At 59.5% G+C, this 25127-nt stretch carries 22 protein-coding genes, 1 pseudogene, 1 riboswitch and 1 other annotated feature; of the genes and pseudogenes, 16 read left to right on the top strand and 7 right to left on the bottom strand.

Features of this window, described 5'->3' with window-relative positions; translation table 11 throughout:
* Positions 1-64 precede the first annotated feature (64 nt).
* From NQE15_RS00260 to NQE15_RS00250, 3 genes are all read right to left on the bottom strand, one after another.
* Entirely contained in the window at positions 65-1531 is a 1467-nt protein-coding gene (locus NQE15_RS00260) for an ammonium transporter (protein WP_265945491.1), read from the bottom strand.
* 10 nt (positions 1532-1541) lie between these two features.
* Positions 1542-1880 (bottom strand): P-II family nitrogen regulator, encoded by a 339-nt coding sequence (gene glnK, locus NQE15_RS00255; RefSeq protein WP_265945489.1) that lies wholly within the window; start codon positions 1878-1880, stop codon positions 1542-1544.
* An 83-nt stretch (positions 1881-1963) separates the two neighbouring features.
* Complete coding sequence (locus NQE15_RS00250; protein ID WP_265945486.1) at positions 1964-2785, bottom strand: TorF family putative porin; 822 nt, start codon at positions 2783-2785, stop codon at positions 1964-1966.
* 244 nt (positions 2786-3029) lie between these two features.
* Between NQE15_RS00250 and NQE15_RS00245 the strand changes: the two genes are divergently transcribed.
* From NQE15_RS00245 to NQE15_RS00235, 3 genes are read left to right on the top strand one after another with little or no spacing between them, the layout of a single operon-like run.
* Positions 3030-3272, top strand: coding sequence for an accessory factor UbiK family protein (locus NQE15_RS00245; RefSeq protein WP_265945484.1), 243 nt, complete (start codon positions 3030-3032; stop codon positions 3270-3272).
* A gap of 6 nt (positions 3273-3278) precedes the next feature.
* The gene (locus tag NQE15_RS00240; RefSeq protein ID WP_265945483.1) at positions 3279-4772 is read left to right on the top strand and encodes a YifB family Mg chelatase-like AAA ATPase; all 1494 of its coding nucleotides are present in this window, start codon (positions 3279-3281) and stop codon (positions 4770-4772) included.
* Positions 4765-5970 (top strand): multidrug effflux MFS transporter, encoded by a 1206-nt coding sequence (locus NQE15_RS00235; RefSeq protein ID WP_265945481.1) that lies wholly within the window; start codon positions 4765-4767, stop codon positions 5968-5970. Before NQE15_RS00240 ends, NQE15_RS00235 begins: the two co-directional genes overlap by 8 nt.
* Here NQE15_RS00235 and NQE15_RS00230 read toward each other — a convergent pair.
* On the bottom strand, positions 5950-6342 hold the full coding sequence (locus NQE15_RS00230) for a rhodanese-like domain-containing protein (protein ID WP_265945479.1): 393 nt from the start codon (positions 6340-6342) through the stop codon (positions 5950-5952). The two genes, NQE15_RS00235 and NQE15_RS00230, sit on opposite strands and share 21 nt — an antisense overlap.
* Positions 6343-6431: 89 nt before the next feature.
* On the opposite strand from NQE15_RS00230, the gene NQE15_RS00225 reads away from it, so the two are divergent.
* The 3 genes from NQE15_RS00225 (at position 6432) to murB (ending at position 12390) form a co-directional block, all read left to right on the top strand.
* Complete coding sequence (locus tag NQE15_RS00225) at positions 6432-6926, top strand: hypothetical protein (protein WP_265945477.1); 495 nt, start codon at positions 6432-6434, stop codon at positions 6924-6926.
* 49 nt (positions 6927-6975) lie between these two features.
* Positions 6976-7043, top strand: a riboswitch (S-adenosyl-L-homocysteine riboswitch).
* Between the two features lie 70 nt (positions 7044-7113).
* A complete protein-coding gene (gene metH, locus NQE15_RS00220) occupies positions 7114-10794 on the top strand; it encodes a methionine synthase (protein WP_265950411.1) in 3681 nt (1226 codons plus the stop codon).
* A gap of 582 nt (positions 10795-11376) precedes the next feature.
* Complete coding sequence (murB, locus tag NQE15_RS00215) at positions 11377-12390, top strand: UDP-N-acetylmuramate dehydrogenase (RefSeq protein WP_265945475.1); 1014 nt, start codon at positions 11377-11379, stop codon at positions 12388-12390.
* Here the strand turns inward: murB and NQE15_RS00210 are convergent.
* Positions 12365-13069, bottom strand: a complete 705-nt coding sequence (locus tag NQE15_RS00210; RefSeq protein ID WP_265945473.1) for an N-acetylmuramoyl-L-alanine amidase family protein — start codon at positions 13067-13069, stop codon at positions 12365-12367. The two genes, murB and NQE15_RS00210, sit on opposite strands and share 26 nt — an antisense overlap.
* Before the next feature lie 76 nt (positions 13070-13145).
* Here NQE15_RS00210 and NQE15_RS00205 point away from each other — a divergent pair, with 76 nt between their 5' ends.
* Positions 13146-13520: a c-type cytochrome gene (locus NQE15_RS00205; protein WP_265945471.1), complete on the top strand. Its 375-nt coding sequence runs from the start codon at positions 13146-13148 to the stop codon at positions 13518-13520.
* A 47-nt stretch (positions 13521-13567) separates the two neighbouring features.
* Positions 13568-14131: a hypothetical protein gene (locus NQE15_RS00200; protein ID WP_265945469.1), complete on the top strand. Its 564-nt coding sequence runs from the start codon at positions 13568-13570 to the stop codon at positions 14129-14131.
* Positions 14132-14179: 48 nt separating this feature from the next.
* Here NQE15_RS00200 and NQE15_RS00195 read toward each other — a convergent pair whose 3' ends face one another.
* A complete protein-coding gene (locus NQE15_RS00195; RefSeq protein ID WP_265945467.1) occupies positions 14180-14503 on the bottom strand; it encodes a DUF1840 domain-containing protein in 324 nt (107 codons plus the stop codon).
* Positions 14504-14585: 82 nt separating this feature from the next.
* Between NQE15_RS00195 and NQE15_RS00190 the strand changes: the two genes are divergently transcribed.
* The 8 genes and pseudogenes from NQE15_RS00190 to NQE15_RS00155 all read left to right on the top strand — a co-directional run bounded on the left by NQE15_RS00190 (position 14586) and on the right by NQE15_RS00155 (position 24182).
* Positions 14586-15236 (top strand): hypothetical protein, encoded by a 651-nt coding sequence (locus NQE15_RS00190; protein WP_265945465.1) that lies wholly within the window; start codon positions 14586-14588, stop codon positions 15234-15236.
* A 212-nt stretch (positions 15237-15448) separates the two neighbouring features.
* Complete coding sequence (locus NQE15_RS00185) at positions 15449-16678, top strand: tyrosine-type recombinase/integrase (protein WP_265945463.1); 1230 nt, start codon at positions 15449-15451, stop codon at positions 16676-16678.
* A gap of 746 nt (positions 16679-17424) precedes the next feature.
* Positions 17425-18153, top strand: a complete 729-nt coding sequence (locus NQE15_RS00180; RefSeq protein WP_265945461.1) for a hypothetical protein — start codon at positions 17425-17427, stop codon at positions 18151-18153.
* A 19-nt stretch (positions 18154-18172) separates the two neighbouring features.
* Positions 18173-19400, top strand: a pseudogene (locus tag NQE15_RS00175) (IS3 family transposase).
* Positions 18451-18567, top strand: a sequence feature (AL1L pseudoknot). (Overlaps the previous pseudogene by 117 nt.)
* A gap of 488 nt (positions 19401-19888) precedes the next feature.
* Entirely contained in the window at positions 19889-21112 is a 1224-nt protein-coding gene (locus NQE15_RS00170) for a hypothetical protein (protein ID WP_265945459.1), read from the top strand.
* A 238-nt stretch (positions 21113-21350) separates the two neighbouring features.
* Positions 21351-22247 (top strand): ROK family protein, encoded by an 897-nt coding sequence (locus NQE15_RS00165; protein ID WP_265950408.1) that lies wholly within the window; start codon positions 21351-21353, stop codon positions 22245-22247.
* Positions 22248-22265: 18 nt separating this feature from the next.
* Positions 22266-22922, top strand: coding sequence for an MOSC domain-containing protein (locus NQE15_RS00160; protein ID WP_265945457.1), 657 nt, complete (start codon positions 22266-22268; stop codon positions 22920-22922).
* 42 nt (positions 22923-22964) lie between these two features.
* On the top strand, positions 22965-24182 hold the full coding sequence (locus NQE15_RS00155; RefSeq protein WP_265945455.1) for an MFS transporter: 1218 nt from the start codon (positions 22965-22967) through the stop codon (positions 24180-24182).
* Here the strand turns inward: NQE15_RS00155 and NQE15_RS00150 are convergent.
* The gene (locus tag NQE15_RS00150) at positions 24126-25109 is read right to left on the bottom strand and encodes a hypothetical protein (RefSeq protein WP_265945453.1); all 984 of its coding nucleotides are present in this window, start codon (positions 25107-25109) and stop codon (positions 24126-24128) included. The two genes, NQE15_RS00155 and NQE15_RS00150, sit on opposite strands and share 57 nt — an antisense overlap.
* Positions 25110-25127 lie beyond the last annotated feature (18 nt).

Here is a 25127-nt window from a genome sequence, read left to right as displayed (position 1 = left end):
AGTCCTCTGCTAAGTACCGTTGAGCCAGAGGCTGGTAGCTGGACCAGCCTCTGCGCCCAAGGTCTTAGTGGTGATAGGCGGTTTCGCCGTGCGAGGTAAGGTCGAGGCCTTCGCGCTCTTCCTCTTCCGGCACCCGTAGGCCGATCACGATATCCACCAGCTTGAAGGCGACTACCGAGACCACACCGGACCAGACGATCACGGTGCCCACGCCCCAAGCCTGGGAGATGACCTGAGCGGTCATGTCGTAGGCACCGACGGCGTTGGCGACGTAGTCATAGACACCCGTGCCACCCAGCGCCGGGTCGGCGAAGACACCGGTCAGCATGGCACCGAGGATGCCGCCGACGCCATGGACGCCGAAGACGTCAAGGGAGTCATCGGCACCGAGCATCTTCTTCAGACCATTGACGCCCCACAGGCAGATCACGCCAGCCAGCAGGCCGATGATGATGGCGCCCATGACACCGACGAAGCCGGCAGCCGGGGTAATCGCCACCAGACCGGCAACCGCACCGGAAGCAGCACCCAGCATGGAAGGCTTGCCCTTAAGGATCCATTCCGCAAACATCCAGGACAGCGCGGCGCAGGACGTCGCAACCCAAGTGTTGACCATGGCCAAAGCAGCACCGCCGGAGGCTTCGAGAGCGGAGCCAGCGTTGAAGCCGAACCAGCCGAACCACAGCAGGGAAGCACCGATCATCGTGAAGGTCAGCGAGTGCGGGGCCATCGAGACGTTGCCCAGACCGGTCCGCTTGCCGATCATGTAGGCACCGACCAGGCCGGCGATCGCGGCATTGATATGCACCACGGTACCGCCTGCGAAGTCGAGAGCGCCCTTCTGGAACAGGAAGCCAGCGGTCTTGCCGGCAGCTTCGCCAGCGGCGGCATCGATGTAGGCATCAGGACCTGCCCAGTACCAGACCATGTGGGCCATCGGGATGTAGGAGAGCGTGAACCAGATCACCATGAAGACCAGGACGGCGGCGAACTTGGCGCGTTCGGCGAAGGCACCGACGATCAGGCCGCAGGTGATGGCCGCGAAAGCGCCCTGGAAGATTACGAAGGCCAGTTCGGAGATGACCACGCCCTTGGAGAAGGTGGCACCAACCGATTCGACCGTCACGCCCTTCAGGAAGAGCTTGTCGAGAACCCCGAAGAACTCGTTGCCTTCGGTGAAGGCCGCCGAGTATCCGTAGATAACCCAGAGCACCGAAATCAGCGAGAAGGTGACGAAGACCTGCATCAGCACCGAGAGCATGTTCTTGGTGCGGACGAGGCCGCCGTAGAACAGGGCCAGACCGGGGATGGACATCAGGATGACCAGCGCGGCGCAAACCATGACCCAGGCGTTGTCGCCCTTGTTGACAACGGGTGCAGGAGCGGCAGCCGGAGCGGCCGCTTCAGCCGCAGCAGGAGCGGCGGCAACTGCCGCGGCCACTACCGGCTCGGCAACTTTTTCTTCAGCCCAGGCCGGGGCGCCGAAACTGACGGCGCCGACCAGAGCGAGCAAGGCAAATAGGCGTTTCATGGGTCGCTCCTTACAGGGCATCGGTACCGGTTTCACCGGTCCGGATACGAACAACTTGTTCGAGGTCGAAGACGAAAATCTTGCCGTCGCCGATCTTGCCGGTGCTGGCGGATTTTTCGATGGCTTCGATGATCTGGTCGATCTGCTCGGATTTGACGGCAGCTTCGATCTTCACCTTGGGAAGGAAGTCGACGACATATTCGGCACCCCGATACAGCTCGGTATGCCCTTTTTGCCGGCCGAAACCCTTCACTTCAGTGACCGTGATCCCTTGCACGCCAATGGCGGACAAGGCTTCACGCACTTCGTCAAGCTTGAACGGCTTGATGATGGCGGTAACGAATTTCATGATGAGAGTTCCTCAAAGGATTGAAATTTTCGTTCCCCCGCCGGCTCCGGCCGGTACGCCTGCGGGGGAAGGTCTAAAGATGATTAGAAAGTGCGGGAAACGGAAACCACAACGGTGTCCTTGCCAGAGTCGTACTGGTAGCCGCTGGCCTTGGTGAACAGGTAGGGCTGGTAGGAAGAGGCGTTCTTGCTACCCTTGGCATCGGTACCGATGTAGGCGGCCCCGATCACCCAGCCGTTGATGTCCTTGGTCACGCCGAGCTTCCAGTCGGTGTAGTCAGCATTGGCCTGATTCTTGACGTCCATGTAACCGACATGGCCGTTGATGCCCCAGCCGCTACCCAGGTCGAAGTTGGCTGACAGGTCACCGTACATCGAGCCACGCGTACCCTTGGAGGTGGCGGTACCGGTGTTATCAAAGCCGCGCATCGAGAAATAGTCGTCCACCGAGTAGTAAACCTTGGCGGAAATGAACTTCCAGGAAGCACCCAGGTAAAGTTCCTTGTTGGTGACGGTGTCGCCGTTGTTCTTGCCACCGTTAACGCTGCTGCCCGGGTAGTAATAGAAGATACCGCCGACATCCAGGCCGAAGTCGCCGAACGCAGCCTTGTAACCACCGTAGAGGTCCATTTCGATGTTGCCGTCGGGGAAGCCGGCGGAAGAATCGACGTTGGAGTTCCAGTTACCGACATAGAGGCCGCTGGAGTGGCTGTAATCGAAGCCGCCCTGGATGGCCGGGTGGGAAGCCGTCTGGGCGATGCCGCGGAAACGGTATTCGCTGAACAAGCCAACGTTGGCAGTCAGCGTGTGCGGACTGGCTTCGGCAGCAGCCGGGGCGGCCGTCTGGGCAAAGGCGGGAGCGGCGAAAGCGCCGACGAGGGCCAAGGCGATAAGGGATTTCTTCATGGTTTCTCTCCTGTTGAATGATGCGAATGCAAAAAATTGAATTGTGCAATACAGCGATAGCATGAGCTGTGCCAGCTTGTTTTCTTGATAACAATCAAAGGCTTTTGTTTCGCATCGCTGGTAATGCACCAAGTTCGCGCACCAAAGCTGTGCGGTTACATAATGTTACGCACCAGACGCGAGCAGCGCTCAGAAAGGCGAAATTTCTCCCTGTGATACACTGGTCATATCACGGAGGAACCCCATGCTTGATCCCAAAATCCTGGAAGAATTCGGTGCCAAGATGAGCGCCCTGCTGGCCAACTCGCCGGCCAAAGACATTGAAAAGAATGCCAAGGCAGTGATGAGCGGCGTATTTTCCAAACTCGATTTGATCACCCGCGAGGAATTCGATGTGCAAGCCGAAGTACTGGCCCGCACCCGCGAAAAACTCAAGGGACTGGAAGCCCGCGTCGACGCGCTGGAAAAAGCCCGCGCGGGCCAGTAACCCGGCATGGCGCTGGCCATCGCTCACAGCCGCGGGCTGGATGGCCTGAACGCGCCGCCGGTCCTGGTCGAAGTCCATCTCGCCAGCGGCCTGCCCAGCTTCACCCTGGTCGGCCTGCCCGACACCGAAGTCAAGGAAGCGCGTGACCGGGTGCGGGCGGCGATTGTCAATTCCGGTTTCGAATTTCCCAGCAAGCGCATTACGGTCAACCTGGCCCCAGCCGATCTGCCCAAGGAATCCGGTCGTTTCGACCTGCCGATCGCCCTCGGCATTCTCGCCGCCAGCAACCAGACCCCCACCAAGGCCCTGGCCGATTACGAATTTGCCGGCGAACTCTCGCTTTCCGGCGAGTTGCGGCCGGTCCGCGGTGCGCTCGCCATGGCGCTGCAAACGGCGGGCAACGGCAAGGCGTTCATCCTGCCCGAAGCCAGCGCCCGGGAAGCCGCTCTGACTGGTTCCGGCGAAATCCTTGGCGCCAAATCACTGCTTGAGGTCTGCGCCCATCTGGCGGGCCGGAGCACACTAGCGCCGGCAACCGCAGTCGCCAGCCCAGAAACCCTGGGCTTCCCGGACCTCGCCGAAGTACGCGGGCAAGCTCAAGCCAAACGGGCACTGGAGATTGCCGCCGCCGGATCTCACTCGCTCCTCATGGTCGGCCCACCCGGTTCGGGCAAATCGATGCTTGCCGCCCGCCTGCCCGGCCTGATGCCAGCACTCGACGGTGACGCCGCCAAGTCTTCGGCTGCGGTCCTCTCGCTGGTCGGCCAGTTCCGACCGGAATGTTTCGGAATTCGTCCCTATCGCCAGCCACACCATACTGCCTCAGCGGTAGCCCTGGTCGGCGGCGGCAACCCGCCGCGACCAGGCGAGATCAGTCTGGCCCACCAAGGGGTGCTTTTTCTCGATGAGCTGACCGAGTTCGACCGCAAGGTGCTCGAAACCCTGCGCGAACCGCTTGAGACCGGGCGGATCCATATCGCCCGCGCCGCCCGCCAGGCTGAATTTCCTGCCGAGTTTCAACTGGTTGCCGCGATGAATCCCTGCAGTTGTGGCTTCATGGGTCACGGGAACGGCAAATGCCGGTGCACGCCGGATCAGATTGCCCGATATCGCGGCAAGCTGTCAGGGCCTTTCCTCGACCGCATTGACCTACTGATCGAAGTCCCGGCCTTACCTGCCGATGCCTTGGCCGGCAAGCCGGAGGGCGAAGCCTCGGCCACTGTCCGCGCCCGGGTGGAAATCGCCCAGGGCCGGCAACGGGCCCGTCAGCAAAAACCCAATGCCCGGCTGAGTGCTGCCGAAGTCGATGCCTGTTGCACCCCGGACGAAGCCGGCAGCAAACTGCTCAAACAGGCGACCAGCCAGCTCGATCTCTCGGCCCGAGCCTGGCACCGCATCCTCAAAGTTGCCCGCACCATCGCCGACTTAGCCGGCAGCGACAGCGTTCGCGCCGCGCACGTCGGCGAAGCCATCCAGTATCGCCGGTTCGCCCGTGGCTGAGCCGGAAGCTCGGACCAGCACGCGCGGCATCGCGCTGCTGCTGGCTGCACTGTCGGCGCTCGGCCCGTTTTCGATCGACGCCTACCTGCCGTCCTTTCACGACATCGCCGAAAAGCTCGGTGCCAGCCAACTCGAGGTGCAGCAGACGCTGTCCGCCTACCTGCTCGCCTTTGCCGTGATGACCCTGTGGCACGGCGCAATATCGGACCGTTTCGGGCGCCGTCGCGTCATTCTGATCGCCCTCGCCCTGTTCGGAGTGGCTTCGGCCGGTTGCGCCTTCGCTACCCGCATCGAACACCTGTGGTTCTGGCGGGCGATGCAGGGCATCACCGCCGGCGCCGGCATCGTCATCAGCCGCGCCATCGTCCGCGACCTCTTCGACGGCGCTTCGGCCCAGCGCCTGATGTCGCAAATCACGATGATGTTCGCCCTGGCCCCGGCCATCGCACCGGTCATCGGCGGCTGGCTGCAGACCTTCTTCGGCTGGCGCTCGGTGTTTGTCTTTCTGGTGCTGGCCACCGTCGCCCTCTGGCTGGCCTGCTGGAAACTGCTGCCCGAGACCCTGCCGCCGGAAAAGCGCCAGTCCCTGCGCCCCGCCTACCTCGGCCGCAGCTACTGGAAGGTGATGACCTCGCCCGCTTTCCTGTTCGCCTGCGCCGCGCTGTCGCTGAATTTTGCCGGCTTTTTCATCTATGTATTGTCGGCCCCGGTTTTCCTGATGCAGCACCTCGGCGTCCCGGAAACCGGCTTTCTCTGGCTGTTCGGTCCGGCCATGGGCGGCCTGATGACCGGCGCCTGGCTCTCCGGTCGCCTGGCCGGCAGGATTTCACTGGGCCGCACCATCGCCCTCGGCTATCTGGTGATGGGCAGTGCGGCGACCATCAACCTCGGCCTCAACTTCGCCCTGCCGCCCGCCTTGCCGTGGAGCGTCATGCCGCTATTCATCTACACCAGCGGGATGTCCCTGGCCATGCCCTGCCTGACCATTCTGGCCCTCGATCCCTTTCCGGCCCAGCGTGGTCTGGCCGCCTCCTGTCAGACCTTCTTCCAGTCCGGCTTCAACAGCCTGGCTGCCGCCCTGATCGCGCCGGCGCTGTGGGGATCGACACTCAGTCTGGCCCTCGGCATGGCCGGCCTGATGGCCGTGGGCGGTTGCGCTGCCCTCGCCCACCAGAAATCACGACTGCTGCCAGGGTAGGCCGCGTTGGCGCCAGCCGCCGAGGGTGCCGCGGTGGAAATTCTCGTCGAGCGGTCCCTCGAAGCCTCCCAGCACATTGATCACCGCACTGAACCCCGCCGCCTCCAGCGCCTCGCCGGCATACAACGAGCGATGGCCGCTGCGGCAGATCAGCAGCACCGGGCAGCTCAGGTCGCGCTTGACCAGGCGTTTCACCTTGTCGACGAATTCGGGATCGACCTCCCAATCCGGCCCCTCCTGCCAGGCGACATGTTCGGCTCCGATCGGGTGGCCGACATACATGTGTTCGATTTCCGTCCGGCAATCGACCAGCACCGCCTGCGGGTTTTTCTGGAGCAGGGCATGGGCGGCGCCGGGATCGAGGTGGTGCATGGGACAGTCCGTAAATTAGAGTCTGGCGATATTATGAAAGTAAGCCGAGCTCGACGTAAACTCTCGTCATAATCAATCCCGGAGCCATGATGAAACTTCCTGTCAGGATCGCCACCACTGCTGCCGCCATCGTCACCGCCCTGTTGCCGGCCTGCGATGTCGTCAATCTCCGGGAAATAAAACCCGGCCTGACGACTGCCGCCGAAGTCCGTACCCGCATGGGCGAGCCCGGGTTTCAACACTGGAACGATGACGGCACGGCAACCTGGGAATACAGCCGACAGCCGAGCGGCGTCCATTGCTACATGATCAGCTTCGACCGCCAGCAGGTCGTCAGCAAGGTCGAACAGGTCCTGAATGCGGCCAATTTTGCCCGCGTCCGCGACGGCATGGCCAAGGATGATGTCCGCCGCCTGCTCGGCGCCCCCGGCTCCAAAGTGGTTTTCGACAACCTGCAGGAAGAAATCTGGGAATGGCGGGTCGAAGGCGTTCCCCCGATCGAGGAAACCTACTTCATGGTCCATTTCGACACGACCCACGGCGGCGTCAAGAAGACCTCGCAGCGGGTAGCGACGAAAGGCTAGATAAATCAAGGCGCTTGGCAGTCGGGACCATGGCCGGTAAACTACAGCCTCTGCCGAGGAGCGCTGCGACCCTGCGATGGGGCCAGGCTCGGCAATGATCAACGGCGCTCGCAAACCATAAGCCGGTTTGTGGCGCCGTTTGTTTTTGCGGCGTCCCCGGTATTCCCGCTTTGCCGAGGTGATCATGATGCAACCTGACCGTTCCGCCGAACTCTCCGCCCTCCTTCAACAGCGCCTGCTCGTCCTCGACGGCGCGATGGGCACCATGATCCAGCGCCACGGCCTGCAGGAAGCGGACTATCGCGGCGAGCGCCTTAAGGATCACCCGCACGACCTCAAGGGCAACAACGACCTGCTGGTCCTGACCCGGCCCACCATCATCGGCGGCATCCACCGGGCCTACCTCGAGGCTGGTGCCGATATCCTCGAAACCTGCACCTTCAACTCGACCGCCGTCTCGCAGGCCGACTACAAACTCGAAGCACTGGTCCATGAACTGAATTTCGAGGGCGCCCGCCTGGCCCGCGAACTGTGCGACGAATTCACCGCCGCCAACCCGGCCAAGCCGCGTTTCGTCGCTGGCGTGCTCGGCCCGACCAGCCGCACCGCCTCGATTTCGCCGGATGTGAACGATCCGGGCTACCGCAATGTCACTTTCGACGAACTGGTCACCGACTATCTCGCCGCGATCCAGGGCCTGGTCGACGGCGGCGCCGACATCCTGTTGGTCGAAACCGTGTTCGACACTCTCAACGCCAAGGCCGCGCTGTTCGCCATCGAGACCTTCTTCGAGCGCGCCGGCCGCCGCTGGCCGGTGATGATCTCGGGCACCATCACCGACGCTTCTGGCCGCACATTGTCCGGCCAGACCGCCGAAGCCTTCTGGAATTCGCTTAACCACATCAAACCCTTGAGCTTCGGCCTGAACTGCGCACTCGGCGCCAAGGAACTGCGCCAGTATGTCGAAGAGCTGTCGCGCGTCTGCGACTGCTACGTCTCGGCCCACCCCAACGCCGGCCTGCCCAACGCCTTCGGCGGCTACGACGAAACGGCCGAAATGCTGGCCGACGAAATCGAGAGCTGGGCCAAGTCCGGCATCGTCAATATCGTCGGCGGCTGCTGCGGCACCTCGCCGGAACACATCAACGCCATCGCCGAGCGGGTTGCCACCGTCACGCCGCGCGCTTTCCCTGAAGTCGAAAAGAAGCTGCGTCTCTCCGGCCTGGAGCCCTTCAATGTCGGCGCCGATTCGCTGTACGTCAATGTCGGCGAGCGGACCAACGTCACCGGCTCGAAAGCCTTCGCCCGCATGATCCTCGAAGGCCGCTTCGACGACGCGCTGGCCGTCGCCCGTCAGCAGGTCGAGAACGGTGCCCAGGTCATCGACATCAACATGGACGAGGCGATGCTCGACTCGATCGCCGCCATGGACCGTTTCCTGAAGCTGATCGCCTCCGAGCCGGATATTTCCCGCGTGCCGATCATGATCGACTCGTCGAAATGGGAAGTCATCGAAGCCGGCCTCAAGTGCATCCAGGGCAAGGGCATCGTCAATTCGATCTCGATGAAGGAAGGCGAAGCCAAGTTCATCGAGCAGGCCAGGCTCGCCCGTCGCTACGGCGCGGCGGTCATCGTCATGGCCTTCGACGAGAAGGGCCAGGCCGATACCTATGCCCGCAAGACCGAAATCTGCAAGCGCGCCTACGACCTGCTGACAGCATCGCCGGAGCAAGGCGGAGCCAATTTCCCGGCCGAAGACATCATTTTCGACCCCAACATTTTCGCGATCGCCACCGGCATCCCGGAACACGACAACTACGCCGTCGATTTCATCGAAGCGGTGCGCTGGATCAAGCAGAACCTGCCGCATGCCCACATTTCCGGTGGCGTTTCCAATGTCTCGTTCAGCTTCCGCGGTAACGACGCCGTGCGCGAAGCGATCCACACCGTCTTCCTCTACCACGCCATCCAGGCCGGCATGACCATGGGCATCGTCAATGCCGGCATGCTCGGCATCTACGACGACCTGGAACCGACGTTGCGCCAGAAAGTCGAGGATGTCGTGCTCAACCGCAACCCGGATGCCGGCGAAGCGCTGGTCGACTTCGCCCAGACCGTCAAGGAAGGCAAGGCCAAGGATACCGGTCCCGATCTTTCCTGGCGTGAGCAATCGGTCGAGAAACGCCTCGAACACGCGCTGATCAAGGGCATCACCGACTTCGTCGTCGCCGACACCGAAGAAGTCCGCGCCCAACTGGCCGCCGCAGGCAAACCGCCGCTCGCAGTCATCGAAGGCCCGCTGATGGCCGGCATGAACCACGTCGGCGACCTCTTCGGCGCCGGCAAGATGTTCCTGCCCCAGGTCGTCAAGTCGGCCCGCGTCATGAAACAGGCGGTGGCCCACCTGCTGCCCTACATCGAAGCCGAGAAGACCCGCACCGGCCTGGGCAGCAAGGGCAAGATCCTGATGGCCACGGTCAAGGGCGATGTGCACGACATCGGCAAGAACATCGTCGGCGTCGTCCTCGGCTGCAACGGCTACGATGTCATCGACCTCGGCGTCATGGTCTCCTGCGACAACATCTTGAAGGCCGCCCACGAGCACAAGGTGGACATCATCGGCCTGTCCGGCCTGATCACCCCGTCGCTCGAGGAAATGGCCCACGTTGCCGGCGAAATGCAGCGCCAGGGCATGAAGCAGCCGCTGCTGATCGGCGGTGCAACGACCAGCCGCGCCCACACCGCGATCAAGATCGCGCCCAATACCGAAGGCGCCGTCGTCTACGTGCCGGATGCCTCGCGCGCCGTCGGCGTCGCCACCAAGCTGCTTTCCGCCGACCAACGCGACGGCTACATGGCGGAAATCGTCAGCGAATACGCCGCTGTCCGCAGCGAACACGCCGGCCGCAAGGGTGCCACCATGGTCAGCCTGGAAGAAGCCCGGGCCAACCGTTTCACGTGGAACGACAGCTTCGCGCCGACCGTGCCCAACCAGCCCGGACTGCACGCCATCAACCTCGACCTGGTCGACCTGGCGCTGCTCATCGACTGGTCGCCCTTCTTCCAGAGCTGGGATCTGGCCGGCCGCTATCCGGCCATCCTCGAGAACGAAACGGTCGGCGAAACCGCCCGCCAACTGTTCGCCGACGCCAAGGAAATGTTGACCAAGATCGTCGGCGAAAACTGGCTCAGGGCTCGTGCTGTGTTCGGCCTCTACCCGGCGAGCAGCGAAAACGAAGACATCATCATCTACAGCGACGAAAGCCGGACGACCGAGCTGACCCGCTGGGTCGGCCTGCGCCAGCAGCACAAGCAACCCGCCGGACGCTTCAACCTGGCCCTCGCCGATTTCGTCGGCCAGCGCGATTACGTCGGCGCCTTCGCGGTCACCGCCGGCCTCGGCATCGAAACCCGGGTCGCCGAATTCGAGGCGGCCAACGACGACTACTCGGCGATCATGCTCAAATCGCTGGCCGACCGCCTTGCCGAAGCTGCCGCTGAATGGCTGCACCTGCGCGTGCGCACCGACTACTGGGGCTACGCCAGCGACGAGAAGCTCGACAACGATGCGCTGATCAATGAACAGTACAAGGGCATCCGCCCCGCCCCCGGCTACCCGGCCTGCCCGGACCACACCGCCAAGCGCGAACTGTTCGCCCTGCTCGACGCCCCGGCCAACGCCGGCATGCACCTCACCGAATCCTGCGCCATGACGCCGGCGGCAGCCGTCTCGGGCTTCTACATCGGGCATCCAGGCGCTTCCTACTTCGCGATTCCGAAAATTGGACGGGATCAACTGGAGGATTGGGCGAAGCGCAAGGGGATGTCGGTGAAGGATGCGGAGTACTGGCTGGCGCCGTTGCTGTAATTGGCTTTAGTGATTGTTTGAGCTTGGGGTTCCGCCTTGTTGGCGGGCTTACTTTCTTTTGCTTCGCCAAAAGAAATTAGCCAAAGAAGAGGCGGCCCCGGTTGCGCGGTCGGCGTTGCCGACTTCCCTGCGCTACTCGCTACTGGGGGGGGCTGCGGAACTCGGCCATGTGGGCCTCAGACAGTCCTCGCCCTTTATCCGCCAGCAGCTCCGTTGCTCGGCGCTGCACACAGGGACCCGAGAATCAACACCGAGCCAGACTCCAGCCTTCATTCCCACGAACATACTTGCAGTCGCATCACTGCTTCAAACCGGATCGTTTCTCCGGGCCCCTTGAGAGGTGCTGAGCAACGCAGGCGGGCCGGGGGCCTTCGGCTTGCGTTGTCTGAGCCGCAGGCGAGTTTAGCAAGCCGCCCGGCCCACCGAGTAGCGCAGGGAACCGGCGTAGCCGGCACCGACCCAGGGTCGCCTTTTCTTTGCTTACTTTCTTTTGGCGAAGCAAAAGAAAGTAAGCCGCCCCGCAAGGGCGGAAAACAAGCTCAAACCATGCAAACCACCCAAAAATCGACGAAAATCAAGACCATGAACACCGAACAAAACGTCGACCTGACCCCCTTCAACACGCTGGCTCTCCCCGTCCAGGCCGCCCGCTACCAAAAAATCACCGCCCCCGAGCAGTTAACTGAACCGGAACTGTCCAACGACAAGCGCTTTATCCTCGGTGGCGGCAGCAACCTCGTCCTGACCGGCAACTTCGCCGGCCTGGTCCTCCACATGGCCATCCCCGGCAAACGCCTGGTCAAAGAGGACAACACGGCCTGGTACATCGAAGCTGGCGCCGGCGAGGACTGGCACGACTTCGTGCAATGGACTTTGCAACAGGGCTGGCCCGGGCTGGAAAATCTCAGCCTGATTCCCGGGATGGTCGGTGCCGCGCCGATCCAGAATATCGGCGCCTACGGCCTGGAGGTTTGCGAAAGGCTGCACAGCCTCAACGCCTGGGATTTCGAAAAACGGGAATTCATCGCCCTGGATGCCGACCAATGCCGCTTTGCCTACCGCGACAGCCTATTCAAGCAGCAAGGCTGGCATTTGAGCGGGCGCATGGCGATTACCTCAGTCATTTTCCGTTTGCCCAAGGCCTGGGTAGCCAACTGCCGCTATGCGGATGTGGCCAATGAACTGGCAGCGCAGCAGATCGCAACCCCCAGCCCGCAAGATGTCGCCAATGCCATCGTGGCCGTGCGCCAGCGCAAGCTGCCGGACCCGGCAAGCATCCCCAATGCCGGCAGCTTCTTCCACAATCCGCTGCTCGATAGCGATAGGGCCGCCACTCTGGTCGCCAAACACCCTGGGCTGCCGAGCTACCCGCAGCCCGATGGCCGGGTCAAACTGGCCGCCGGCTGGCTGATCGAGCAAGCCGGCTGGAAAGGCAAAAAACTCGGCCCGGTCGGCATGTACGAAAAGCAGGCGCTGGTCCTGGTCAATCATGGCGGCGCCACCGGCGCCGATGTCCGGCGCACCATGGCGGCGGTTCAGGCTGCAGTCAAGGCGCGCTTCGACGTCAATCTCACTCCCGAACCGATTTTTCTGTAACGAACAGGCAGGCGGCCAGGCCGGTGGCCAGGGCATCGGCCATGCGTTCCTGGCGCGCCGGATCAAGCAGTTCCAGCTCCTCGTCGCGATGCTTGATCACCCCGGCCTCGAACAGCAGCGCCGGCAGCGTGGTCCGGTAAAGCACGACGAGATTGTCGTAATACCAGACGCCGTTTTCGGCATCGGCCGCCAGATGCTTGCGGCCATGCCACGGTGTCGGCACGAAGCCGACCCGGCGTAGCACGGCGCCGACGCTCGAGGCGCAGCGCAAGCTGGTGGCCAGATCGGGGTTCCGGGCCGAAACGAAAATTCCGAAGCCACGCTTGACCTCGGTATAGCTCGCTTCGCTGCCATCCCAGTCCCAGAACTGGAGATGGGACTGGCTGATCGAGTCGTGATGGATGGAAATGAAAAAATCGCTGCCCGCCGCCTGCTGCGGGCGTTCGGCGAGACTCGAAATGGCGCCGGCAAAATTCACGGCGCGCACCCCCAGCCCGCGCCCTTGCAATGCCTCGGCCAGACGAACGGCCAGCGCCTGATTGAAGGCAAACTCGGAACGCCCACGGGCACTGCTGGCGCCGCCATCTTTCAGGCCGTGGCCGACATCCACCGCCACTGTCGGCGCACCGGCGCATGCCGCGCTGGCCGCGCTGGCCGCCAGGAGGACCGCGAGGGTCATTGTTCGGATTAAAACCATGCGCAAATTATCGCGGCAATTTAAGATGCCCGACACCCTCGCCCCCTCAGAATTTCCCATGCGCCTCCTGCCCTTGCTGTTCTTGATGTTTTGCCTACCGGCCAGCGCCGATGACCAATCCGGTGCCGAAGTTTACGCATCGACCTGTCACGAATGCCACGCCAGCGGCAAACACCATGCGCCCCGCTACGGCGATGCCAAGGTCTGGCGCAAGCTGGTTCGGGAAGGCCTCGACGATCTGGTTCCGGCAGCGCTCGGTGGCCTCCGCAAAATGCCGGCAAAAGGCGGCAATCCGGCCTTGAGCGACCTCGAAGTGGCGCGCGGGGTGATCTACATGGCCAACGCCGGCGGCGGAAAATTTGTCGAGCCCACGGCGGCCGACATCGCACGCTGGCGCCGCAAGGCCAATGCCCGGCGCCAGCCTCGAGACTGACCGCAGCGGGATTTGCGCTATAGTTTGCGGCCCCCGAGGAGATAAAAATGGAACCAGAAATTGTCCGCGGCACCACGGCCCATCAGCCCGACCTGAACTGGAGTCAGGTCCGCGAAACGGTGCTGATGCTCGAGCTGGCGGCGGTACAGATCGAAACGGCGATGACCGACAGCAATGCTTCGGTCGACGTCCTGGCCCATTCATTCACGACCATGGCCGGCTTCATGCAGATGATCTCCGAAACGGTCAAAACCTTGCCCGACCAAGGCGAAGTCGGCGCCGCCAAGCAACGTCTGAGCGGCGTTTCCGACGACGTGTCGGGCATGATGCAGCAGGCGATCATCGCCTTCCAGTTTTACGACAAGCTGGTCCAGCGGCTGTCGCACGTCGGACTCAGCCTGGGTGAACTGAGCGATCTGGTTGCCGACGGTCGCCGTCTGTTCAACCCCAATGAATGGGTAGCCCTGCAACAGCGGATCAAGGCCAAGTACTCCACCGCGGATGAGGTCGCCATGTTCGAGGCGGTCATGCAGGGCGTCCCGGTGCATCAGGCTATCGGCAAGTTCATGGCCGACAAGAAGGTCAGGACCGACGACATCGAACTCTTCTAGCGCCAGCCTTTGCTTTTGTGGTGCTAGGCGACTGGTGAAGCCGGCGCCTCAGAAATCAGCCGCCGCCTTCCAGACGATATTGGCCTTCGGGCCACCACGGGCCGTGCGCTCGAGCATGTCGATCAGCGGCCAGGCCCGCTGACCGAGGACGACGACCGGTTCCTTGGTGCCATCGGCGTTTTCGCGGTCCGGCGGCGGCGTTTCATGGCCTTTGACGGCCTGGCGCAAGCGCTCCGCCGCGGCCGCCATTTCATCCCGGGTAAAGGTCCCACGCGCCGTCGTCGCCTTGCCCATCGCCTGCAACAGGGGGCGCGCCGCTTCGGCAAACATCAGGATCTCGCCGGTCTCGCTTGAAGTAAATGTCACCAGCATGGAATCCTCCTTTGGCTTCGTCGTTTCGGGTTGTCATAGTGCACGGCATTCATGCAGAATGGAGCGCAGCAGGAGACACCCTATGAAAAAAGATACTACCGCCAATCCGCTCGAGGTGGGGAATGACGAGAATGAGCGGCAGGCCCTTGAAGAATGCGTCAAACGCCAGCGTCTTGACCGTCGGGTTTCGGTGCTGGTCATCCCCGCCGGACACTGCGAAATCGCCGTCAAATTCGCTCGTCTCGGCGCGCATGTGACGGCGGCCGACGCGGCTGCCCTGCACCGCGATATCACCGGCCGCGTTCTGGCCGCGGGCTTTTCCGACGACATCGGTTTCGCCGCCGCCACCCTGAGCGAACTGCCGGAAGATCTGCCGGACGAGCCCTACGACATCATCTTCGTCCGTCGCGGGTTGTGCAACATGCCCTACGAGGAAGCCCGCATCGTGATCCGCAGCCTGCTGCTCAGGCTCAAGATCGGTGGCAAGATGTACGTCTCCATCCTCGGCCTGCATTCCGAACTGGGCGAAGGCTACGCCGACCATATCCAGCCCGTCGATCAGCGTTTTTCCCGGCTGGCGCCACCGCTCGCGAAAAAATACGCCATCGATGGCCCGGTCTGCCTCTATACCGAACGCAACCTCTTCATGCTGTTGCTCGAAGCCGGCGCCAGCGTGCTACGCACGCTGACCACCACCTACGGCAACGTCAAGGGCGTCGGCGTCCGGGTCTGAACTTGCGGATCGGCGTTGATCTCGGTGGTACAAAGATAAAACCAAATCCATATCAATCCGACACAACCCACGACCATATAGCAACTGCATGTATTTATTGGTTTATTTATTCACATCGATCTTGATCTATCCATAACAACCCGGTAAATTTACGTAGCTAGATATGTAGCCTTAGTTCTGTAGTCGCTATCTAGCCACACATCGGGAGGGGTATGGGAAAACTAACTGATCTACAGATCAAGGCTTGGATTAGGGCTGAAAAGCCAATAGCCGGAAAAAGTGACGGCGACGGCCTCACCTTCACCCGCTCCGAAGCTGGTACAAACTCATGGGTTCTTCGTTACCGCTATGGTGGCAAGGCCAAGGAATGCACCATTGGGAACTACCCAGATTTGGGGATCAGTGAAGCGAGAAGCGAAGCCGCATTGCTACGCGCCAAAGTTGATCGCGGAATTGACGTTGCTTCAGAGAAGCGCAAAGAGAAGTTAGCGCAGCGTACAGCGCAAAGCGTTGAAAACCTTGCCCTGCAATATCTGGAACTTGCAGGCCCAAAGCTAAAGGAAAGCACCAAGAAAGAAGTCGCTCGCTATATTGATAAAGACATCCTTCCCCGAATCGGAAAAACTCCAGCAGCGGAAATTACGGCTAGGGAAATCGTCTATGTTGTCGAGCAAGTTGCCAAACGTTCCCATTCAGTGGCCCGGCGCACCTTTGAAACCCTATCAGTCATCTTCTCATTTGGCGTTGCACGGTACGCAGTGCCAAGAAACCCATGCGCCGACCTCAAGGTGGCTGCAATTATTGGGGAAGCAAAGCCAAGACGGCCACGCGTAAATCTAAGCGAAGAAGAGCTTCGAATCATCCTTCCAATGGCACAGGAACTCGGCAAGGAAAATGCGCTAGCTATCAAAATATTGTTAGCGACATGTACTCGCAAAAGTGAGCTAATAAAAGCAAGGTGGCAAGATATCGACAATGGCCTTTGGACCATCCCAGCAGAAAACGCAAAGAACAAGAAAGCGTTTGTAATACCTCTTGCCCCTACCGTCTCTGGTTGGTTTGATGAATTGCGCACCTTCGCGGAAAACAGCAAATTTGTGTTGCCCGCACGAAAAAATGGTTATGGAAAAAAGCGCGATACGATTTCCACAAGCACACTTAACGCCGCCCTTGATCGAATACAACTTGGCGTAAGGGAATTTTCACCGCACGACCTGCGCTCAACCGCGCGAAGCCACTTAGCTGCGATGGGGGTAAACATCATAGTAGCCGAGCGCTGCCTCAATCATGACTTAGGAAACCTAATATCAATCTACGACAAACACGACTACCTCGATGAACGCCGCCGTGCATTGGAGACATGGGCAACTTTTCTGCAAGATTGCGAAACAGGGGAAAAATCTGACAGGTCCAATGTTATCTCGTTACACGGCATTGCATAATTCGGCATTAAGGATAATCGTTGTAATAAATGTCGGATATTAGTTAGCGTTATGCGAAACCATCATCAACTTAATAAATATTCACTCACCTGGATTCAAAAATATCAATCGGTTGACATATAGATTTAACTGGATATAATAATCAAATCCTATCAACCAATAGGATAAATCGCGATCCCACATTGGGCGTGGCTTATTGATTCCAAACCAAGGAGAAATAGCTATGCTACAGTTAAACCGGATCCGTCGAACTCGGGATCGCTCAAAAGATGAAGTACCTAACAGGGTTAGGCGATCTTCTCATGTATCTCCACAACGCCCTTTAATTGATCTATCCGGTCCCGGTCGATTGAGGACTGCGCACGTATTAGCGCTATGTGGCATAGCCCATTCAACTCTTTACTCCCGGTTGAAAGCAGGCAACTTCCCTCCCCCGGATGGCAGGGATGGAAAGATGAATTATTGGAATACACAAACCATTCGTGCATTCCTATCATCGACAAACACTCTCAAAGCGTAACGAATTAAGTTAGCACTCGTTTAGGCGTGCTACTAGGGACCCCCTAGAGAATCACATTACTCTAAGATTTTCGGCAGCAAATCCGAAATTTTTAGGACTGGCACGCCGACAGTGCAACCAATATTGTTTTGAAATCGATTTCAAAATCTCATCTAACAAGTTATAGGATTAATAGATAGATAACATTGAAATCATTGTCGTTACTAGGTTTACGGTGGGTAACGTCATGGCAAATGAAATCATTAGAAGAGATCTAAAAGTGGACAGAATCGAAGTAAGTCTACGTTACGGAAAAAATAATTTTGTTTCACTGCAAATCATCAACGACATTATTAAAATGTATAAAGATTCGAAGGAGGCATTTAACGCTGGAGCAAACCATTACCCAAACAATCGCAACCCTTCATTTATAACCCGGTTTCCCTTACTCACCAAAAGAAAGCTGAACCTCATAGTAGAAACTGGAATAGCAAGAGATAGGAAAGGGGCATTGCATCCGTATGCAAAGTTTGCCTACAACGCTCAGCAACTAATTACCAACCCTATTGCGTGCGAACGCTTTCATCAAGTAATCGGTGATCTAGTCCCTAACGGGGGATACTCTTCCCTATTGGAAGATGCGTACGTTAATAAAGTAGAGTTTGCAGCTGATTTCTATGGCATTGATGTCAATACGATAGACACGTACAACCCGCTAATGACTGAAGTTTTGTATACCTCCCACAACGGAAATTCAAGAACCATTGTTCTTAATGATGGTCGGCTAGGACGGCCCTGCTCATTTTGCTTGTACGACAAAAGACAAGCCGATTGGGATCAGCAGAAACATTTGCGGCGAGGCCCGTATTTGCGCGTGGAAGCAAGGCGAAGACTAAACCGCACCCCTACTTATAGAGAGCTTCGCCTATGCCAACTGACCAGCATTGAATCGCCCCGGGTTTGGTGGAGGCTCTAACTCTTGAGAAGATAGAGCCATGAAGAAGTCAGTTAAGTTCTCCCCCGAATTTCGTGAGCGCGCCGTGCGCATGGTTGCCGAAAGCCGTGCCGATCATCCGTCGCTGTGGTCAGCCGTTGAATCCATTGCGGTCAAGATCGGTTGCACGCCGCAGACGCTGCTGACCTGGGTGCGTCAGCACGAACGAGATGCCGGCCAGCGCGAAGGGCCGACCACGGCGGACCAGAAGCGTGTCAAGGAACTGGAGCGCGAGGTCAAAGAGCTGCGCAAAGCCAACGAGATCCTCAAGCTTGCCAGCGCGTTTTTCGCCCAGGCGGAGCTCGACCGCCGATTCAAGTCTTGAGGTCTTTCGTCGACGAGCATCGTGCTGCCTTCGGGGTCGAGCCGATCTGCAGGCAATTGCAGATTGCCCCGTCGGGCTACCGGCGTCATGTCGCTCGGCGGCGCAATCCTGAACAGCGCAGTCAGAGAGTGCGGCGTGACGAGGTGTTAGTGCCCGAGATCAAGCGCGTCTGGCAGGCCAACCTGCAGGTCTATGGTGCCGACAAGGTCTGGCGGCAACTGAACCGCGAAGGCATCGCGGTGGCCCGTTGTACGGTCGAGCGACTCATGCGGCGTCAAGGTTTGCGCGGAGTCATGCGCGGCAAGGTGGTGCGCACCACGATCAGCGACAGCAAAGCGGCTTGCCCGCTGGATCGGGTCAATCGACAGTTCAAGGCCGACCGTCCCAATCAGTTGTGGGTCTCGGACTTCACCTATGTCTCGACCTGGCAAGGCTGGTTATATGTGGCTTTTGTCATCGACGTTTTTGCCCGCCGTATCGTGGGTTGGCGAGTGAGCAGTTCCATGCATACGGACTTCGTGCTCGATGCGCTGGAACAGGCGCTGTACGCCCGTCAGCCGAGTCCCGACGAGGCCTTGATCCACCACTCGGACAGGGGCTCGCAGTACGTCTCGATCCGCTACAGCGAGCGACTGGCCGAAGCCGGGATTGAGCCATCAGTCGGCAGCAAGGGCGACAGCTACGACAACGCGCTAGCCGAGACGATTAATGGCTTGTACAAGGCGGAGATGATCCACCGGCGCGCCCCTTGGAAAACCAGGGAATCCGTGGAGCTGGCAACTCTGGAATGGGTGTCTTGGTTTAACCACCACAGGCTGCTTGAACCGATTGGCTATATCCCCCCGCAGAAGCTGAGGCAAACTACTACAGGCAACTCGCCGATCAGGCCGCCATCGTGGCCTGACTTAAACCAACCGGCCTCCACGGAAACCGGGGCGATTCAATTGATCGCGTCTACCAGTTAAATAGCTAAACCAACATTAAACACAGAAGCGAACCAAATCGTCACCTTATGAGAATTTAAGATAATTCCCACAAAAAATCGACCGTGGAGATTTGTGTCAAATTCTTAAAGGTGGCGCAACAGCTTTTTATCGTTAACATGACTAAATAATCGCCCCACAAGGATTTTTTGAAGAGCCATCTAATAGCTCGCCAACCATAGAGACCAGGCTGGAAGCTACGGCGCCCCACTAGCAATAATTCATGTTTTACACCGCTAAGGCTTGCCGTTACATGCGCTAGGGAGGACCACCTAAGCGATCTACTAACGACGCTTCTGGTCACCCCTTAACACTAACTAATCTGCCACCCACTAATCCACGCCCCCAAAAATCAAGCTCCGCTCAACATGCTATAGTTCTAACTTATTGACGATGGATAAAGCGTGATATGGACAAGGTTTGCGTCAAATGTGGCTATGAACGGCAAGAGAGAGACAGCGCGGCTAACGAAGAGTGCCCACACTGCGGGGTAATCTATAGCAAAGCCGTAGCTCCCTGCATTCCGTCAAAACCATATGGCAGCACCGCAGATAAATCATCCGAGAACGATTTAATATCTCTGGACATTTCCGACGAAATTGGACTTTATACCAAGCTATCTTTATATTTTCGTCAACTATCCAAGCTTAAAGTCACTGCCTTCGTTATTACTCTGATAGTTTTTGTTTTCGCAGTAGTACTCTATGAAAATAGCCAATCGCCCGCGTCAATTAAAGGCGAGATTTTCGTTTCAACAAGAGGTCGCGAGAACATTAGACTTGGTGCCGTTGAGGTGAATGCGTACTCAGCTAACGAAATGGAATATTTAATCCGACGGCAGCGCTCATCAGCAATAGCGGAGGAGGAAACACTTCAGCAGAGAGTCAAATCAGCAGATTTGCTATCCCTGTATGAATACAGAGATGAATTGATTTCGTTAATTAAGTTTTACAAAACCTACTTAGAGAATCCCTACGAATATAAAGCAGAAACACTTTTAAAACCGATTGCATCCAGTGTAACCGATTCAAACGGTAATTTTTCAATCAAGCTCCCTCCTGGAAGCTATATCGTTAGCGCTCAAACAAACAGACTTGTTTTTTTTGGCGGAGAAGAAAAATATCGCTGGATGCTGTACGTTAACACGACTACAAATCAAGACAGAATAATACTCACCAATAACAATATATTGAATATAGAGGCCAACTGCAAATACTGTGTGGAGCCAATATTTGGTTTTACGAGCATTGTAGAAAAGGTTCTGAGAACGAAAACTAGCCTTGAAGATGTAAATAAGCGCATACACGATACTGAGGTTGCTATTGCTTTAGCGAAAGGGGAAGAAATTCGACGGCAAAACGAACGGGTTCGTAATGAAATTAGATTAGATCGACTCGAAAGGCGAGCTGCATTGATTGCCGACATTGATTCCTTGGCCAAAAAGATCCCGGACTTTGATGCAATCTATCGTCCAGCGCCAGAATGCAGAGCCGATAATATTCCAATGCCAGAACTGCTAGTGTGCGGCAGAGCACGAGCATCTGCAAAAACCGCTTATGACAACAAGTATTTGAACCAACGACTTAAACTCGAAGAACTTAAACGGGAACTTGCAGAACTTCAGAAGCTTTAATGAAAGAGGGGCAACTATCTTTTTATAGCCACCAATCTTTTTACTGCAATAGGTTTTGTTCTCAATCGAGCCCGTCAATGAAAAACAAGGACAACTCGCCTTTCTCCAGCTATAAAATTGAAATCGCTTGCAATCACCTCACAGTCAACACTATGTCTCGGTTGCACGCTAAAGTATTATTGTAGCCAATTGCGTAGCTAATTAATAACGAAATTATTAATATTTGTTTTATTTCAATATGTTACGTATCGGGATCGATCTTGGGGGAACGAAGATAGAAGTCGTCGCGCTGGCCGATGACGGCCAGGCCTTGCTGCGCCGCCGCATCCCAACGCCACAGGGCGAATACATGGCAACGCTGATGGCCGTGGCCGGGCTGGTCGAAACGGTCGAGAACGAACTTGGTCGGCGCGGCTCGGTCGGCATCGCCATCCCGGGAGCCGAGTCACCGGCCAGCGGCCTGATCAAGAATGCAAACTCGACCTGCCTGATCGGCAAGCCCCTGCGCCGGGATTTGCAGGCCGTTCTGCAGCGCCCGGTCCGTCTGGCCAACGACGCCAACTGCTTTGCGCTCTCCGAAGCCGTCGACGGCAGCGGGCACGATGCGGAGGTCATCTTCGGCGTCATCCTCGGCACCGGGGTTGGCGGCGGCATCGTCGTCAACCGGCAGGTGCTGAGCGGCGCCAACGCCATTTCCGGCGAATGGGGGCACAACCCCCTGCCTCTGCCCGGGCCCGACGATTTGCCGCTACCGCCGTGCTACTGCGGCCGGCAAGGCTGCATCGAAACCTATCTCAGCGGCCCGGCACTGGCCGTCGACCATTGGGTGCGGACGGGACAATCGCTCGATGCCGTGGCCATCGCCGCCCACGCTGCCAGCGGCGATGCAGCCTGTGAAGCGTCGCTGCAACGCTACGAAGCGCGCCTGGGAAAAGCGCTGGCCGGCGTCATCAACCTGCTCGACCCGCAGGTCATCGTGCTCGGCGGCGGCCTGTCCAACCTGCAGCGCCTCTATAGCAACCTGCCGGCCGCCTGTTGGCCGTACGTTTTTTCGGATACCTGCCTAACCCGTATCGTGCCGCCGAGCCATGGCGACTCATCGGGAGTACGCGGCGCGGCGTGGCTGTGGGATTGATGGCACAATTTCGCGACCATGGCACATATCTCCCTGTTTATCGGCGGCATCCGGCCGCTCCCTGAATCCGGCCGCCCGAGCGGCATCTACAAGCAAGCGGTCCACCAGGCGCTGACCATCGGCGTCGACGGTCTGGCCGGCGACCAGCAGGCCGACCGCCGTGTCCATGGCGGTCCGGAAAAGGCCGTCCATCTCTACCCCGCCGGCCATTTCGCTCGGCTCGCCGCCCGCTTCCCCGAGGCTGCGCCGCAACTCGTCCCCGGCAGCATGGGCGAAAACATCTCGACCCCCGATCTCGACGAAAGCGACGTCCGGATCGGCGACATCTGGCAACTCGGCGGCGCCCGCCTGCAGGTCTGCCAGCCACGCAGCCCGTGCTGGAAAATCGACGAACGTTTCGCCTGCGATGGCATGGCCGCCTTCATCGCCGAGGAGCGGCTGACCGGCTGGTACTGGCGGGTTCTGACGCCCGGCCAGGTCGCCCCCGGCGACCCGCTGCTGCTGGAACAAGCAGCCGCTGCCTGCTCGCTGGCCGAAGCGATGCTGCTCTGGCAGGCCCATCGCCCGCCGCTGGCCGATCTCGAAAAACTGGCTGCGTTACCCGGTATCGCCGGCCAGTGGAAACAAAAGATCGAGAACCGGGTCAGATGGCTCGCTCAACAAGCCCAACAATAACCGCCGGCCCGACCAGCCGTTCCACGTGAAACCGGAGAACCCGTGACTTACCCCGATGCCCGCAGCCTGTGGATCAGGCTCTTCCTGCCGTTTGCGGCCGGCTATTTCCTATCCTACCTCTATCGCACCGCCAATGCCGTGATCGGCCCGGTCCTCGCTCGCGAGCTGGATCTCGGCGACAACGCGCTCGGCCTGCTGACCAGCACCTATTTCCTCGCCTTCGGTGCCGCCCAGTTGCCGCTGGGCATGCTGCTCGACCGCTTCGGGCCGCGCCGGGTCGAAGCCGGACTGCTGCTGATCGCGGCTGCTGGCGCTGCCAGCTTCGGCCTGGCCGACGGCCTGGGCGGCCTGGCGCTCGGCCGCGCCTTGATCGGCCTTGGCGTCTCGGCCTGCCTGATGGCGTCGTTCAAGGCCTTCGCCCAATGGTTTCCGCCCGAACGCCAGGCGTCCTTGACCGGCTGGATCATGGCTTCCGGCGGACTCGGCGCGCTGGCCGCCTCCAAGCCGCTGGAACTGGCGCTCGGCTTCGCCAGCTGGCGCGAAATCGCCCTCGGCCTGGCCGTGGCGACGCTGGCAGTCGCCGCGCTGATCGGCTTCCTCGCCCCCGACAAGGAGAGCGAGGAAAAAGGTACCGGCATCGCGGCGCAACTGGCCGGCGTCAAGACCGTCTTCTCGAGCCGCCATTTCTGGCGCTATGCACCAATGGGTTTCTGGTTCACCGGCGGCTTCATGGCCGTCCAGGGCCTGTGGGCCTCGCGCTGGATGACCGTCCTCGAAGGCATGGACGGCGCCGCCATCGCCATCCGCCTGACCTGGCTGAGCGGCGCCATGCTCGCCGGTTTCCTGTTCATGGGCTTCTTCGCCACCAAGCTGGTCCACCGCGGGATCAAGCTAGAACGCGTCTACCTCGGGGCCATGGTCGTCGCTATCGCCCTGCTCGCCTTGATCAGCAGCCGACCGACCTTTGCCGGCAACCTGCTGTGGCCGGTCCTCGGCATCTGCTTCTCGCTGTCCAACATTTCCTATTCGCTGGTCTCCCAGGCCTTTCCCAGCAACCTTTCGGGACGCGCCAACACCGCCCTCAACCTGCTGGTCTTTGCCGGCGCCTTCGGCTTGCAATGGGGTATCGGCGGACTGGTTGATGCGCTGCAGGCGGCCGGCTGGGCGACCGACGCCGCCTTCCGCGCCGCCTTCTTTACCCTGCTAGGCGGCCAGCTGCTGGCCCTCGGCTGGCTGTTTGTCTCCGCCCGGCGAGGCTGAAACCGCGAGGTCGACCTGCTGCATATGGCCGACCTCGCCGGCCTCGGTCAGATAGACCCCGGCCGCCCGGATCTGGCCGAGCAGTTCGTTGGCCCCGGTTTTCAGTGAGAACGGGGCATCGACCGAACCGGTGTACAGCGCCCCGACCCCGCGCTCGGTCAGGGAGGCGAAATCACTACCGGACCATACGGCGAGTTGCTTGAAGGCCGGGTCCGCCTCGTCGATCCAGCCATTGTGATCGCCGTCGAGCTGGGCAAGGTCGGCAAAGCCGTTGCCACTGGCGACCCCGAACAGTTCGCTGCCGTTGTCGGCCTTGCCGTTGCCGTTGCGGTCGAAGACTAGGAAGGCGCTGCCGCTACCGAGGCCGGGAATCTGCTCGGCGCTGCCATCGGCATTGAGGTCGAAGGCGATGCCCTCTTCCGTCAATTCGCAGGCCTTGCCGTCGAAACTGAGGATTAGCGGATCGCGCAAGGCGACGGTACCGCTCTCGTCGGTTATTTTCGTGCTGGTAAAGTCACGCGCCATGGCCATCGAGAAATCGAAGTCAATCTGCCGGCCGTCACAGGTATTGACCTGCCCCTTGCCGCAAACGGTGGTCTTTTCCGATTCGCTGAGCCTTTCGGTCGTCGTCCGTTGCCAGGCAATTTCCGGTCGGCCGGGCGGCGCTTCGGCGAGCGGCGGGGCGGCATCGCAGGCGGCAAAGTCTGCCTCGCATTTCTTGCCGTCCATGGCCGCCAGGATGGCGTCGATCAGCGACTGCAAGAGCTTCTGGACGCGCTGGCGGGCTTCGCTCTGCTCGTCGCTGCGCGGAGCGGCGAGGCTGTCGAATAGCTTGCGAAAGCCCTGCTCGTGGGTGATTTCCACAGTCTGGCTGCGGCTCGCTTCATGGCTGGCCGACAGTTGAACCGACGAATCCTGGATTTTCATGACAACCTCCGTACGGTG

This window comes from Dechloromonas sp. A34, assembly GCF_026261605.1.
Classification (GTDB): domain Bacteria; phylum Pseudomonadota; class Gammaproteobacteria; order Burkholderiales; family Rhodocyclaceae; genus Azonexus.
This window is presented reverse-complemented; position numbering and strand designations above follow the sequence as displayed.

Excerpts from the sequence above, each read along its gene's own strand:
- NQE15_RS00205 (WP_265945471.1), top strand. The coding sequence starts at position 13,146 with ATGCGCCTCCTGCCCTTGCTGTTCTTGATGTTTTGCCTACCGGCCAGC.
- glnK (WP_265945489.1), bottom strand. The coding sequence starts at position 1,880 with ATGAAATTCGTTACCGCCATCATCAAGCCGTTCAAGCTTGACGAAGTG.
- NQE15_RS00245 (WP_265945484.1), top strand. The coding sequence starts at position 3,030 with ATGCTTGATCCCAAAATCCTGGAAGAATTCGGTGCCAAGATGAGCGCC.
- NQE15_RS00240 (WP_265945483.1), top strand. The coding sequence starts at position 3,279 with ATGGCGCTGGCCATCGCTCACAGCCGCGGGCTGGATGGCCTGAACGCG.
- NQE15_RS00200 (WP_265945469.1), top strand. The coding sequence starts at position 13,568 with ATGGAACCAGAAATTGTCCGCGGCACCACGGCCCATCAGCCCGACCTG.
- NQE15_RS00150 (WP_265945453.1), bottom strand. The coding sequence starts at position 25,109 with ATGAAAATCCAGGATTCGTCGGTTCAACTGTCGGCCAGCCATGAAGCG.
- NQE15_RS00230 (WP_265945479.1), bottom strand. The coding sequence starts at position 6,342 with ATGCACCACCTCGATCCCGGCGCCGCCCATGCCCTGCTCCAGAAAAAC.
- NQE15_RS00180 (WP_265945461.1), top strand. The coding sequence starts at position 17,425 with ATGGCAAATGAAATCATTAGAAGAGATCTAAAAGTGGACAGAATCGAA.
- NQE15_RS00250 (WP_265945486.1), bottom strand. The coding sequence starts at position 2,785 with ATGAAGAAATCCCTTATCGCCTTGGCCCTCGTCGGCGCTTTCGCCGCT.
- murB (WP_265945475.1), top strand. The coding sequence starts at position 11,377 with ATGAACACCGAACAAAACGTCGACCTGACCCCCTTCAACACGCTGGCT.
- NQE15_RS00185 (WP_265945463.1), top strand. The coding sequence starts at position 15,449 with ATGGGAAAACTAACTGATCTACAGATCAAGGCTTGGATTAGGGCTGAA.
- NQE15_RS00160 (WP_265945457.1), top strand. The coding sequence starts at position 22,266 with ATGGCACATATCTCCCTGTTTATCGGCGGCATCCGGCCGCTCCCTGAA.
- NQE15_RS00190 (WP_265945465.1), top strand. The coding sequence starts at position 14,586 with ATGAAAAAAGATACTACCGCCAATCCGCTCGAGGTGGGGAATGACGAG.
- NQE15_RS00195 (WP_265945467.1), bottom strand. The coding sequence starts at position 14,503 with ATGCTGGTGACATTTACTTCAAGCGAGACCGGCGAGATCCTGATGTTT.
- NQE15_RS00260 (WP_265945491.1), bottom strand. The coding sequence starts at position 1,531 with ATGAAACGCCTATTTGCCTTGCTCGCTCTGGTCGGCGCCGTCAGTTTC.
- metH (WP_265950411.1), top strand. The coding sequence starts at position 7,114 with ATGCAACCTGACCGTTCCGCCGAACTCTCCGCCCTCCTTCAACAGCGC.
- NQE15_RS00170 (WP_265945459.1), top strand. The coding sequence starts at position 19,889 with ATGGACAAGGTTTGCGTCAAATGTGGCTATGAACGGCAAGAGAGAGAC.
- NQE15_RS00165 (WP_265950408.1), top strand. The coding sequence starts at position 21,351 with ATGTTACGTATCGGGATCGATCTTGGGGGAACGAAGATAGAAGTCGTC.
- NQE15_RS00225 (WP_265945477.1), top strand. The coding sequence starts at position 6,432 with ATGAAACTTCCTGTCAGGATCGCCACCACTGCTGCCGCCATCGTCACC.
- NQE15_RS00210 (WP_265945473.1), bottom strand. The coding sequence starts at position 13,069 with ATGACCCTCGCGGTCCTCCTGGCGGCCAGCGCGGCCAGCGCGGCATGC.